Source organism: Frankia sp. AiPa1, from assembly GCF_023243075.1.
Lineage (GTDB): Bacteria > Actinomycetota > Actinomycetes > Frankiales > Frankiaceae > Frankia.
This window is the reverse complement of record NZ_JALKFZ020000002.1, coordinates 122,207-134,684: the sequence shown is the minus strand read 5'-3', so window position 1 is coordinate 134,684 and position 12,478 is coordinate 122,207. Positions and strand designations below refer to the sequence as shown.

General features: G+C 71.5%; 8 protein-coding genes. 6 read left to right on the top strand and 2 right to left on the bottom strand.

Going from position 1 to position 12,478, the window contains the following annotated elements; genetic code table 11:
• Positions 1 to 2: 2 nt before the first annotated feature.
• The 5 genes from secF to cutA all read left to right on the top strand — a co-directional run bounded on the left by secF (position 3) and on the right by cutA (position 7,700).
• Positions 3 to 1,256, top strand: coding sequence for a protein translocase subunit SecF (gene secF, locus MXD95_RS01820; protein ID WP_250638723.1), 1,254 nt, complete (start codon positions 3 to 5; stop codon positions 1,254 to 1,256).
• A 131-nt stretch (positions 1,257 to 1,387) separates the two neighbouring features.
• On the top strand, positions 1,388 to 1,957 hold the full coding sequence (locus MXD95_RS01815; RefSeq protein WP_250638722.1) for an adenine phosphoribosyltransferase: 570 nt from the start codon (positions 1,388 to 1,390) through the stop codon (positions 1,955 to 1,957).
• 81 nt (positions 1,958 to 2,038) lie between these two features.
• Positions 2,039 to 4,537 (top strand): RelA/SpoT family protein, encoded by a 2,499-nt coding sequence (locus MXD95_RS01810; protein ID WP_250638721.1) that lies wholly within the window; start codon positions 2,039 to 2,041, stop codon positions 4,535 to 4,537.
• Between the two features lie 34 nt (positions 4,538 to 4,571).
• Positions 4,572 to 6,986: a RelA/SpoT family protein gene (locus tag MXD95_RS01805; RefSeq protein ID WP_250638720.1), complete on the top strand. Its 2,415-nt coding sequence runs from the start codon at positions 4,572 to 4,574 to the stop codon at positions 6,984 to 6,986.
• A gap of 387 nt (positions 6,987 to 7,373) precedes the next feature.
• Positions 7,374 to 7,700, top strand: coding sequence for a divalent-cation tolerance protein CutA (gene cutA, locus MXD95_RS01800; RefSeq protein WP_250638719.1), 327 nt, complete (start codon positions 7,374 to 7,376; stop codon positions 7,698 to 7,700).
• Between the two features lie 45 nt (positions 7,701 to 7,745).
• Here the strand turns inward: cutA and MXD95_RS01795 are convergent, their stop codons facing one another.
• Positions 7,746 to 9,272 carry a helix-turn-helix domain-containing protein gene (locus tag MXD95_RS01795; RefSeq protein WP_250638718.1) on the bottom strand — a complete coding sequence of 509 codons (1,527 nt, stop codon included), beginning with the start codon at positions 9,270 to 9,272 and terminating at the stop codon, positions 7,746 to 7,748.
• 418 nt (positions 9,273 to 9,690) lie between these two features.
• Here MXD95_RS01795 and MXD95_RS01790 point away from each other — a divergent pair, with 418 nt between their 5' ends.
• Positions 9,691 to 11,505: a DEAD/DEAH box helicase gene (locus MXD95_RS01790; protein ID WP_250638717.1), complete on the top strand. Its 1,815-nt coding sequence runs from the start codon at positions 9,691 to 9,693 to the stop codon at positions 11,503 to 11,505.
• A 75-nt stretch (positions 11,506 to 11,580) separates the two neighbouring features.
• Here MXD95_RS01790 and MXD95_RS01785 read toward each other — a convergent pair whose 3' ends face one another.
• Positions 11,581 to 12,444, bottom strand: a complete 864-nt coding sequence (locus tag MXD95_RS01785) for a peptidylprolyl isomerase (protein WP_250638716.1) — start codon at positions 12,442 to 12,444, stop codon at positions 11,581 to 11,583.
• Positions 12,445 to 12,478 lie beyond the last annotated feature (34 nt).

Sequence of the window (12,478 nt, the reverse complement as noted above, 5' to 3'; positions counted from 1 at the left end):
CGATGTCACTGCTCACGCGGATCTACCGCAGCGACTTCAGTGTCGACTTCGTCGGCCGCCGCCGAGTCTGGTACGCGGTGTCGGGCGTCGTCCTCGCCGTGTGCGTCCTCAGCATGATCGTGCGGGGGTTCAGCCTCGGCATCGACTTCTCCGGCGGCGCGGTCTTCCAGCTTCCGACGGGCGGCGGCACCGTCGAGCAGGTCGACGACACGCTGTCCAGCGTCGGGATCGACCCGTCGGACAGCGTCGTCCAGCAGCTCGAGACCTCGCACCAGTTCCGGGTGCAGACCCGTACCCTCAGCGACCCGCAGACCGAGCAGCTGACCGACGCGCTGGCGAAGAAGTTCCGGATCTCCGACCCGGACCGCAACATCGCCGTGTCGACGGTCGGCTCGTCCTGGGGCACGACGATCACCAAGAAGGCGATCCAGGGCCTGGTCGTCTTCCTCGTGCTTGTCATGATCTATCTGTCGGTGCGGTTCGAGTGGAAGATGGCGGCGGCCGCGATGGCCGCGCTGATCCATGACCTCGTCGTCACGATGGGCGTCTACTCGCTGGTCGGGTTCGAGGTAACGCCGTCCACGGTGATTGCCGTGCTGACGATCCTCGGCTTCTCCCTGTACGACACGGTGGTGGTGTTCGACCGGGTGCGGGAGAACACCGCGGGGATGGCGACATCGAGCCGGCGTACCTATGCGGAGGCGACGAACGACGCGCTGAACGAGACGCTGGTCCGTTCGCTCAACACCTCGCTGATCGCGCTCATCCCGGTGGCGTCACTGCTGTTCGTGGGGGCCGGGCTGCTCGGCGCCGGTACGTTGAAGGACCTGGCGCTCGCCCAGTTCGTCGGCATCGCGTCCGGTACCTACTCGTCGCTGTTCTTCGCCACCCCGCTGCTGGTGGACCTCAAGCGCTCCGACCCGGCGGTGGCGGCCCTCGACGCCAGGGTCGGTCGGGAACGGGCACGGCGCGCCCGGTCGGAGGCCGCCGGGGTCACGCCCGCGCCGACGGGCGGCGCCCACGGGCCCCGACTGGACGACCCGCACGGCGTGGACGGACCAGGCGACGGTGCGGAGCTGGACGACCTCGGCGCGACGGCGGGGCCGGTGGGTGCCCGCGGGCCCCGCGAGCCGGTTCCCGCCGGCGTGAACCTCGGTGGGACGCCTCCTCGGCCCGGGCCAGGAGTCGCCCCCCGCCGCGCGGGCGGGCGCAGGCCGGGCGGGGGGGGCCGGCCGAGCGGTAAGAAACGACGGTAGGAAACGTCGACCAGGAAACACGACCCAGGAAACACCCAAGGAGCCGGGCGGGTCCCGCGTGCGGCCCCGGCAGTGCCGGGCCGCCTGGAACACCAACAGCGGACTAACCCGAAAGTGGGATGAACAGAACGATGACAGGCATCGGCGAGGCGGTACCCCAGCGGTCCGTCGCGAACAGCGTGGCCGCTGACGTGCTGCGTGACCACATCCGGGATATCCCGGACTGGCCGCAGCCGGGCGTCGTGTTCAAGGACATCACCCCCCTGCTGTCGTCACCCGCCGCGTTCGGTGTGGTGATCGGTGCACTCGCGGACGTGGCGAGGGAGCTAGGCGTGACCACGATCGCGGGCATTGAGGCCCGCGGCTTCCTGCTGGCCGCTCCGGTCGCCGACCGGATCGGGGCGGCACTGGTACCGATCCGCAAGAAGGGCAAGCTGCCGGGGCCGGTCCGCAGCGCCACCTACGACCTGGAGTACGGCAGCGCCACCATCGAGATCCGCGCGGACGCGGTGCCCGTGGGCGGGCGGGTGCTGCTGGTGGATGACGTGCTGGCCACTGGAGGCACGGCAGCCGCGGCACACGGCCTGCTGACCGGGTGTGGCGCCGAGGTGGCCGCGCTCGCGGTGCTCATGGAGTTGTCCTTCCTGCCCGGCCGCGACCGGGTGGCCCCGCTCGACATTGTCCCACTTCTAACGATCTGACCTGGTCGGTCGCGAGTCTGCGGAAGGCATCCTGATGCCATGGCGTTAGGCTCGATGTCCAGCCCTTTACAGGAGCGGCCCGTGCCTGAGGCAGCACCGGTGACCACCGGAGCGACGTCGCCCGCCTCGGCCCCCACCCGGGAGCCGAAGCCGGCGGCGGCTGCCTCACGCCCGGGCACCGCCTGTGAGCCGGATCGGCTGGATCCGGCCCAGGGCCAGGCCCAGGACGGATCCGTCCCGGGCGAGGAGCCCACGGCGGGCTCGCAGACGTCGTCGGTCATCCCGAGGCTCGGGCACGAGTCGCCGCCGTTGCCGCGCCGGGTGCGTGGGCGGCTGTCCCGGCTGGCCACCCACCGGGCCACGCCGTCCTCCGCGCTGGATCCGGTGCTGCGCGGGCTGCTCGCCAACCACCCGCGGGCGGACATCTCCCTGGTGCAGCGGGCCTTCGAGATCGCCGACGCGGCGCATGCCGGCCAGGTGCGCTTCTCCGGCCATCCCTACATCAGCCATCCCATCGCGGTGGCGGGCATCCTCGCCGATCTCGGCATGGACCCCCCGACGCTGGCCGCGGCCCTCCTGCACGACACGCTGGAGGAGACGTCGCTGGGCGTCGAGGTGATTCGGGAGACGTTCGGCGATCAGATCGCCCTCATCGTCGACGCGGTCAGCAAGCTGAACCGGGTGAAGGTCGGGGAGGCGGCGCAGGCGGAGACCATCCGGCGGATGGTCGTCGCGATGGCGCGCGACCCCCGTGCGCTGGTGGTCAAGCTCGCCGACCGGCTGCACAACATGCGTACGCTGCGTTTCCTGCCCGAGCACAGGCAGGAGCGCAAGGCCCGCGAGACGCTTGAGGTGTATGCGCCCCTGGCCCACCGGCTCGGCATGAACTCGCTCAAGTGGGAGCTGGAGGACCTCTCCTTCGCCGCGCTCTACCCCAAGCGGTACGACGAGATCGTCCGGCTGGTGGCGGACCGCGCCCCGAGCCGCGACGTCTACCTGGCCGATGTGATCAGCCAGGTGCAGACCGGCCTGCGGGACTCGCGGATCAAGGCCGTCGTCTCCGGGCGGCCGAAGCACTACTACTCGATCTACCAGAAGATGGTCGTGCGGGGCCGCTCGTTCGACGACATCTACGACCTGGTCGGCATCCGCATCCTGGTCGACTCGGTACGCGACTGTTACGCTACACTCGGTAACGTCCATGCGAACTGGAAGCCGATTCCCGGCCGGTTCAAGGACTACATCGCGATGCCGAAATTCAACATGTACCAGTCGCTGCACACGACGGTCATAGGCCCCGACGGCAAGCCGGTCGAGCTGCAGATCCGCACGCACGCCATGCACAACCGGGCCGAGTACGGTATCGCCGCGCACTGGAAGTACAAGGAGGATGGCGTCGCCGCCCGCCCGTCGGCGAGCCCCCGCTCCGCGAAGCGCCGCGGCGGCGGCGAGCCAGACCTCACGACCTGGCTGCGCCAGGTGCTCGACTGGCAGCGCGAGTCGGCCGACCCCGGCGAGTTCCTCGACAGCCTGCGCTTCGCCGCGGAGACCGACGAGGTGTTCGTCTTCACCCCGAAGAGCGACGTCATCCCGCTGCCGGTCGGCTCGACCTCGGTGGACTTCGCCTACGCGGTGCACACCGACGTCGGCCACCGCTGCGTCGGCGCGCGGATCAACGGTCGGATCGCGGCGCTCGACACCAAACTCGACAACGGCGACACCGTGGAGATCTTCACCTCGCGGGCTCCCTCAGCCGGACCCAGCGAGGACTGGCTGATGTTCGTCCGCTCGTCCCGGGCCCGCGCGAAGATCCGGCAGTGGCACGCGCGCGAGCGGCGCGAGGACGCGATCGTCGCCGGCCGGGACGCCATCGGCCGCGCGATGCGCCGCCATGGCCTGCCCCTGTCCCGGCTGATGAGCGGCGACGCGCTGCTCGGACTCGCCAAGGACATGCGCTACCCGGACGTCGCGGCGCTCTACGCGGCGGTGGGAGAGAACCACCTGAGCGCGGCGGCGGTCGTGAACCGGCTGCTGGCAACCCTCGGTGGCCCGCAGGGGGCAGAGGAGGACGTCGGCGAGACCGAACTGCCGATCCGCACGCTGCGCCGCTCCACCGGCGAGCCAAGCGTCCTGGTCACCGGTGCGCCCGACGTGTGGACGAAGCTCGCCCGCTGCTGCGCCCCGATGCCCGGGGACGAGATCGCCGGGTTCGTCACCCGCGGCAAGGGCGTGTCGGTGCACCGCGGCGACTGCGTCAACCTCACCGGACTGCGCGGCGGGCCGCACGACCGTCTCGTCGAGGTCGGCTGGGCGCCGTCGTCGGGTTCGGTGTTCCTCGCCGTCATCCAGGTCGAGGCGGCCGACCGCACCAAACTGCTGTCGGACGTCACGCGGGTGCTGTCCGACCGGCACGTAAACATCCTGTCCGCATCGGTCACCACGACCCGTGACCGCGTCGCGGTCAGCCGTTTCACCTTTGAGATGGGCGACGCGAAGCACCTCGGGAACATCCTGAGCGCGGTCCGGTCCCTAGCCGGGGTCTACGACTGTTTCCGCGTCACCTCTGGCGTGCAGGCCTGAAGAACCGGGCCGTGCGGAGACATAAGGGGGCGCTGTGGACGCGGAGACGGTAGGTGCCGGCTTTCCGGCCGGCGGCGGGCTGGCCCCGACGCTGGCCCAGTCCGAGTCGGCCGACGATCCCTCCCGGGCGCTGTCGGCGGCCCGCCAGGCAAGCGTGCGCCTCGCGCACCTGGCCCGGCGGATGGCCGCGCCGCGCATGTCGCAGGTGCCTCCCGAGCTGCGCGACATCGTCGAGGCCCACCGCGACTACCATCCGCGGGCCGACATCGGCGCGCTCGTGCACGCCTACGGGGTCGCCGAGCGGCTGCACGCCGGCCAGATGCGGCGCAGCGGCGACCCGTACATCAGCCATCCACTGGCCGTCACCGAGGCGCTCGCCGAGCTTGGCGTCGACACGACCACTCTGATCGCCGCCCTGCTGCACGACACCGTCGAGGACACCGGGTACTCGCTGGGCGCGGTGACCGAGGAGTTCGGCGGGGAGGTGGCCAACCTCGTCGACGGAGTCACGAAACTCGACAAGATGCGTTTCGGGGAGGCCGCCGAGGCCGAGACGCTGCGCAAGCTCATCGTCGCGCTTGCCCGGGACTACCGGGTGCTGGTCATCAAGATCGCCGACCGGCTGCACAACATGCGCACGCTCGACTTCATGTCCCCGGCCAAACAGGTGAAGATCTCCCGGGTGACGCTCGAGATCCTCGCGCCGCTGGCCCACCGGCTCGGCGTCAGCGTCATCAAGCGTGAGCTCGAGGACCGGGCCTTCGCGGTGCTGCATCCCGCCGAGTACGCCCGGATCGCCACGGTCGTCGACGAGTTCAGCGCCGCCGAGCGGCAGAGCGCAGCCGTGGCCGCGATGGTCTCCCGGCTGCGGTCCGGGCTCGCCTCCGCCCGCATCGACGGTGAGGTCGCCGTCCGCGCCAGCCACCTGTTCTCCATCTACAAGCGGGCCCAGGAGCGGGCCCGCGCCCCGCGGGACTACACCGACATCGTCCGGGTGCTCGTTCTCGTCGACGAGATCACGGACTGCTATGCGGCGCTCGGCGTGATCCATGCCCTGTGGCGCCCGGTGCCGGGCCGGCTGCGGGACTTTGTCGCCACGCCGAAGTTCAACATGTACCAGTCGCTGCACACCACCGTCGTCGACGACGGTGGCCGCAGCATCGACATCCAGATCCGCACCTCATCGATGCACCAGCTGGCCGAGACGGGCATCATCGCCCGTCCCGTGGGTGCCGGGGCCGACGGAGCCCGGCTGGAGGGCCTGTCCTGGCTGCACAGCCTGCTGGACTGGCAGGAGGACACCGTCGACTCCGACGAGTTCCTCGAGTCCCTGTCGTCGGATCTGGAGTCCGACGAGGTGCTCGCTTTCACCCCGCGCGGGAAGATGATCGCGCTGCCGGCGCGATCATCCCCGGTGGACGTCGCCTACGCGGTGCACACCGACGTGGGTCACCGGGCGATCGGCGCCCGGGTCAACGGCCGGCTCGTCCCACTGCACACCCGGCTGCGCAACGGCGATGTGGTGGAGATCCTCACGTCCAACCTGTCCGGGGCCGGGCCGTCGGAGGACTGGCTCCGGTTCGTGAAGACCTCCCGCGCTCGGGTACGCATTCGTCGCCATCTGGCCCGGGTCCGCCGCGTTGCGGCGTCGCCGCCGACGATGCCGGCGCCGGCCGGGAGCCGTCCGACCGGATTCCTCGCGCCCGAGCCGGCCAACACGGCGCGGACGCCGACGTCCACGGGGGCGCCGGGGCCGCTGCCCGTAGGTCCTGCTCTCCTCGCGGGGACCGGTCGGCACGCGGACCCTGCCCCGGGTGCCGACAACGCCGCCGCGTCGGCGGGTCCCGTGCAGTCGGCCGCGGCCATTGCCGCGCCTCGGGGCCGCCCGGCTGGCCTTTCCGCGGTCGCCGAGGACCGGACCGGTGCTCGCACGCTGGTCCGGTTGGCGCGATGTTGTCTGCCGCTGCCTGGCGACGCCGTGGTCGGCCTGACCACGCATGGAAATGTCGCCGCCCTGCATCGCCGGGAGTGCGCGAACGCCACCGAGGTATGCGCGGAACGGGAACGGGTACCGGTGACGACCTGGACCGTTTCGCAGGTCACGAGCTTTCCTGCGGAGATCGCCGTCGAGGCGTTCGACCGCTACGGTTTGCTGGCCGATATCACCGAGGCCTTGTCCGAGACCTCGGTATCGGTCCGGGCGGCCTCCACCACGACATCGGATGACCTGGTCGCCCATGCCCGGTTCACCTTGGAGGTCACCGGGCTCGAGCAGCTCGGCCGGGTCCTCGCCGCCGTCCGCCGGGTTGGCGGTGTCTACGACTGCTACCGGGCCTGCCAGACGCAGGTACAGCCCCGCTCGCCACGGCCACAGCCACAGCCACGGTCGCAGGCCGTGGGCCCGGTCCCCGGGGCCGACCCGAACGCGGCCCTCGGTCCGCGCCCCTGACCGGCCGCCCTCGGTGGGATCTCTGTTCCCAGCGGGACAACCCCGTTCGAGGGGAGGGGATACCCGTGGGGGCAGCCCCCTCTGTCCGGGCCTTACTCACGGTGAGATCGTGGCGGAAGGATGTCGTCTGGGCGACGAATCTGCTCAGCCCGCGACGTTTCGGCCGCTCTTCCGCGCGCACAGCGTGGTGATTCCACCCCGGAAAGTGCCCTCCGCATCGACTGAATGTAAACACCCAGTCTCGATTCCCATCCGTTCCGGGTAGATTACGGCAGAATGTCGGCGAGTGGAATGCGGCCGGCTCTTCGGGGCGCCGAAAATTCAACGGCGGATGGGATCCATGGATGTAGAGTATCTCGCGTGTCCCCGTTTCCAGAGGGAGTGCGCATGGGTCACCTGCAGGTCATCGTCAGTATCGACTCCCAGGAAGGCGCCGAGCGTATAGGCCGCGCGCTGGTGGAGGACCGCCTGGTCGCCTGTTTCCAGGTGCTCGGCCCGATGCGCAGCATCTATCGCTGGAAGGGCGGGATCGAGCAGGCCGACGAATGGCTCTGTCTGGCGAAAACCACCACCGAGCGATTCGACGAGATGCGTGAGCGACTGGTCGTCCTGCATCCCTATGACAATCCCGAGATCATTGCCACGCCGATAGTCGCCGGCCACGCGAACTATCTTGACTGGATCAGCGCGGAGACGGCACCCTCCGTGCGGTGACACCGGCATCGCCGCACGGTACGAGCGCGGAGCTCGGGGCGGCGATCAGGCGAGGGCGCGTAGCTGGTCGTCGAGGTCGCGCACGAGCTGGGTGTGCTGCCAGGGGCGCAGGTGCTCCCGGGTACGGCGGATACGGGCCAGCCCGAGGGAGAAGTCCGTCTGCGCGACGATCGCCAGTGATTCGGCGGCGAAGTGACAGGCAGCATCGATCTCGCGTCGCTGGATATGCACCTCGGCGATGTCGCTGAGCAGCAGGGAACGCTTCTTCGTCGCGCCCGGCGCCGCGGCCCGCAGCGCCTCGGTCGCCGCCGCGAACGCCGCTGCCGGCCGGCGCAGTCGGGTGTATGTGGTGACCTTCAGCCCATCAAGCCGACCGCGGTCGAAGAAATGCGTCCAGACCCGCCCGCCGCCGCTTTCCCCGCGGTCGAAGGCGTCCTGCGCCCGGTCCAGCGCGGTCAGCGCCGCCCGGCCCTCTCCCCGGGCGGCCTGCTCCTCGGCCTCCCGCGCGGCGAGCCATGCCCGGGTCATCACCGTGCTGCCGGCCGCGGCGCGCCGCTGGGCCTCGCCGAGCAGGGCACAGGCCTGGTCGTGTCGGCCCTGGCTCGCGGTCTGGTAGCTCTCGTAGCCGAGCACACAGGCCCACAGGCCGTGGTCGTCGGCGTCCCGGGCGGCCTCGATCGCGACCCGGTAGTAGGCCGTCGCCGCGGGCAGGTCGTTGCTGTCGAAGGCGAGCCAGCCCGCCAGCGCCGCGGTCTCGCCGGCCGTCGAGGTCAGCGAGCGGCGCACGGGGGAACGTCCAGTGGATTCCAGCAGCTGGATAAGCCGCTCCAGATGATCGGTGACCCGCGGCATGAGCATCCGGGCCGGAACCCGTTCCTCCAGTCCGTACAGGCCCGCGGTGTGCTGGCCCAGCTCGTCGGCGAGTTCCGGGGTGACGCTGGCCCGTCGGCGCAGCGCCGCGGACAGCCGCTCCCAGGGCGGCCCGTCGGCGCCGACGCCCAGCGGGACGACCGCCACCCCGCCCGCGGCGGCGAGCAGGCGCAGCACGTCGCGGCGCTCCACGGGCAGGCCGTTGGGATCAATCACGTTGCCCGAGCCGGACAGCAGCGCGGCCGCGCCGGAGACGGCGCCCGCGACCGGGTGCACGACGCCGAGGGTGCCCGTCGCCGCGGGCCCGGCCGGACGGCCCATTTCCACCCGCATTGCGTCCGCCCGCATTGCGCCGACGGCGGGTACCGCCTCGTCGTCAACGAATCCCAGTTCCACCGACGACCGGCCGAATAGGGCGCGAAGCAGTCGCTGATAGCGGAGGCTGGGTTTCTTGTCCCCCTTCTCCCACTTACAGATCATGTTTCCGGTCACCCCGGCCTCGCGGCCTTCGTGCACCACGGAGAAGCGGCGGATCTCGGTGGCGAGTCGCTCCTGCGACCAGCCTCGCTCCTCCCGGCTCAGGCGCAACCGGACGTTCGGCGTGCGGGTCACCGGCCCGCGGCCAGGCCGCGTGGTGTCCTCAGGGGACGAGCCGGCCGCGGGGGTCCGGGCCGCTGCCGAAGGACCGGTCGTGAGCTGCATGGGGGCCTCCGAAGTCAATCGGTTGACTCCTGGAGCTTAACCCTCAGTGAGATATGCCGGTCATACCGTCCGTGGTCCGTCCGGGACCAGTGGCGGAAAAATGTGGTCTCTTTGGTCCGCGGATGGTCCGCGTTCCCCCGGTTGGCACCCGATGAGGCCGGCTACCCGGCTCAGCGGCTGGGCATCCACCGAGGAGTGCGCGGGGATCTCCAGGAAGAGGGTCTCCAGGAGAAGGAGATCTCTTGGGAGAAGGACACCTCCCAGAAAGGTTCTACCGCACCGGCCCAGCCGCCCCCGCCGCGGCCGGGCGTCGGCCATCGTCATCGCCGTCATCGCGATCGCCATCTCGACGGCGCCGCCCTCGCTGTCTCCGGGCGTCGCCTTCGCCCGCGAGGGCCCGGCCTTCTAGAGTGAGGGGGTGAGAGCCGGACCCCTCGACCGTCGACCTCGACCGCCCGGATCCGGCGCCCCCCCGCGGCCGCTGCGGGCCTGGCAGCGGGCGGCTCTGGAGATCTACCGTTCCCGCACGGCGTCGGGTGCCCGGGACTTCCTCGCCGTGGCGACCCCGGGCGCGGGCAAGACGACCTTCGCCCTGCAGATCGCCGCCGATCTGCTCGCGTCCGGCGAGATCAGTCGGATCACCGTCGTCGCTCCCACCGAGCACCTCAAACGGCAGTGGGCGGCGGCCGCCAGCGAGGTCGGCATCGACCTCGACCCGGACTTCCGCAACGCCGCCGGCGCGACCTCGTCCGACTACACGGGTGTCGCGGTGACCTACGCGCAGGTCGCGGCCCATCCGGCGCTGCACCGGGCCCGCACCGGCGCGCGGCGCACGCTCATCGTCCTCGACGAGGTCCACCACGCCGGGGACGCGCTGTCCTGGGGGGAGGCGGTCCGGGAGGCGTTCGCCCCGGCCGCGCGCCGGCTCGCCCTGACCGGGACGCCCTTCCGCTCGGACGTCAACCCCATCCCGTTCGTCACCTATCTGCCCGGGACCGACGGCGTGCTGCGCAGCGTCGCGGACTCGTCCTACGGGTACGCCGACGCCCTGCGGGACGGCGTCGTGCGCCCGGTGCTGTTCCTGGCCTACTCGGGCGAGATGTCCTGGCGGACCAGCGCCGGCGCGGAGCTGTCCGCCCGCCTCGGTGAGCCGCTGACCGGCGAGCAGACCGCCGCCGCCTGGCGCACGGCACTCGACCCGCGCGGCGACTGGATGCCGGCCGTTCTCGCCGCCGCCGACACCCGGCTGTCCCAGGTGCGCGCCGGTGGCATGCCCGATGCCGGTGGCCTGGTCATCGCCACCGATCACGCGACGGCCCGGGCCTACGCGGGCATCCTGGCCCGGATCACCGGAGCCTCGCCGACGGTCATCCTCTCCGACGACCCGACGGCGTCATCGAAGATCGAGAACTTCCGGCGTTCCGCCGACCGCTGGATGGTGGCAGTGCGGATGGTCAGCGAGGGCGTCGACGTGCCGCGCCTCGCCGTCGGGGTATACGCCACCTCGGCGTCGACGCCGCTGTTCTTCGCCCAGGCCGTCGGGCGGTTCGTGCGGGGTCGCGGGCGGGGTGAGACGGCGTCGGTGTTCCTGCCGAGCGTGCCGTCCCTGCTGGCCCTCGCCGGGGAGATGGAGGTCCAGCGCGACCACGCGCTGGAGAAGTCCCCGCGCGACCCGGACGCCTTCGACGACGAGGCGCTGCGCGAGGCGAACCGGCGCCGGGACGCCCCCGACCAGCCGGACACGCTGTTCACCGCGCTCGGCTCGTCGGCCCACCTGGACCGAGTGATCTTCGATGGTGGCGAGTTCGGCACTCCGGCCGCGGTCGGCTCGGTCGAGGAGGAGGACTTCCTCGGGCTGCCTGGCCTGCTGGAACCCGATCAGGTGGCCGTCCTGCTGCGCCAGCGCCAGGCCGCCCAGCAGGCCGCCGCGCGCAAGGAGGCGGCGAAGGGCGCTCCGCAGCCGCCGACTGTGCCCGCCGCCCGTACCGGCACCGCCGGCGACGCGGCCGGTGATGCCGACGAGGCCGCGGCGTCGAGGCCGAAGCACGAGATCATCGGTGAGCTGCGCAAGGAGCTCAACCGGTTGGTCGGCGCGCACTTCCACCGCACCGGCAAGCCGCACGGGATGATCCACGCCGAGCTGCGGCGTTCCTGCGGGGGCCCGCCGAGCGGCCAGGCCACCGCCGCCCAGCTCCAGGCCCGGATCGACACGATCCGCCGCTGGGCCGGCTAGGGCTAGGGCTTACCCGCGGGCCGACCTTCCCGCGGGGGTGTGCCACGAGAAGGTCAGCCGGGCCGGCCCAGGGCGTCAGCCGCCCTGCGAGACGGTGATCGAGGTGATCTTCGCCTTGCTGGTCGGGGCGCCGTCCGACCCGCCGCCCTCGACGCCGGGACTGGTGAGCTTGTCCAGCACGTCCAGGCCCTGCGTGATCCTGCCGAAGACGGTGTAGCCGCCGGCCAGGGCCGCCGCGCCGTCCTTCGTCGGGTTGGCGTAGTTGATGAAGAACTGGCTGCCGTTGCTGTTCGGCTCGGAGCTGTGCGCCATCGCGAGCACCCCGCGGTCGTAGGTGACGCCGGAGGTGTTCTCGTTCGCGTACCCGTAGCCTGGGCTGCCGGAGCCGGAGCCGGTCGGGTCGCCGCACTGCAGGACGAAGATGCCGCCTGCCTGCCCGGCGGTCTCCCGATGGCAGGCGGTGTCGTCGAAGTACTTCGCGTCGGCGAGGGTAAGCAGCGCGTGCACCGTGCAGGGAGCCTTGGCGGGATCCAGGGTCGCGGTCATCGTGCCCGCACTGGTGTTGATCACCATGGTGGCGGGGGAGGTGTCGACGGTGCCGGCGGCCTTCGGCAGGGTGGCGTTGCGGGCCGGGGAATCGCCGTTGGAGGTGTACACGCACGCGCCGACCTTGCTGGTCGCCGGGGCCGCCGCGGCCGCCGGAGCGCTCGCGGTGGCACCTGCGTCCGCCGTGGCGGTGCTCTGGTCGTCGTCGTGGTCCTGGCCGGTGAGCAGGATCGCGGCGATCGCCGACGCGGCGACGACGACCACGACGAAGCCGGCCACGATGGCCAGCCGCTGCTGGCGCCGGCGCTGAGTGTCCCGGCGCCGCTGGGCCTGCCGGGCGGCCCTGGCCTCGGCTAGCTCGCGCTGGCGTCGATCCTTTGAACTGGTGGCCACCGTCGCCGCTCCTCCTCGTCTCCTCGACATCTTC

Excerpts from the sequence above, each read along its gene's own strand:
- MXD95_RS01795 (WP_250638718.1), bottom strand. The coding sequence starts at position 9,272 with ATGCAGCTCACGACCGGTCCTTCGGCAGCGGCCCGGACCCCCGCGGCC.
- MXD95_RS01815 (WP_250638722.1), top strand. The coding sequence starts at position 1,388 with ATGACAGGCATCGGCGAGGCGGTACCCCAGCGGTCCGTCGCGAACAGC.
- secF (WP_250638723.1), top strand. The coding sequence starts at position 3 with ATGTCACTGCTCACGCGGATCTACCGCAGCGACTTCAGTGTCGACTTC.
- cutA (WP_250638719.1), top strand. The coding sequence starts at position 7,374 with ATGGGTCACCTGCAGGTCATCGTCAGTATCGACTCCCAGGAAGGCGCC.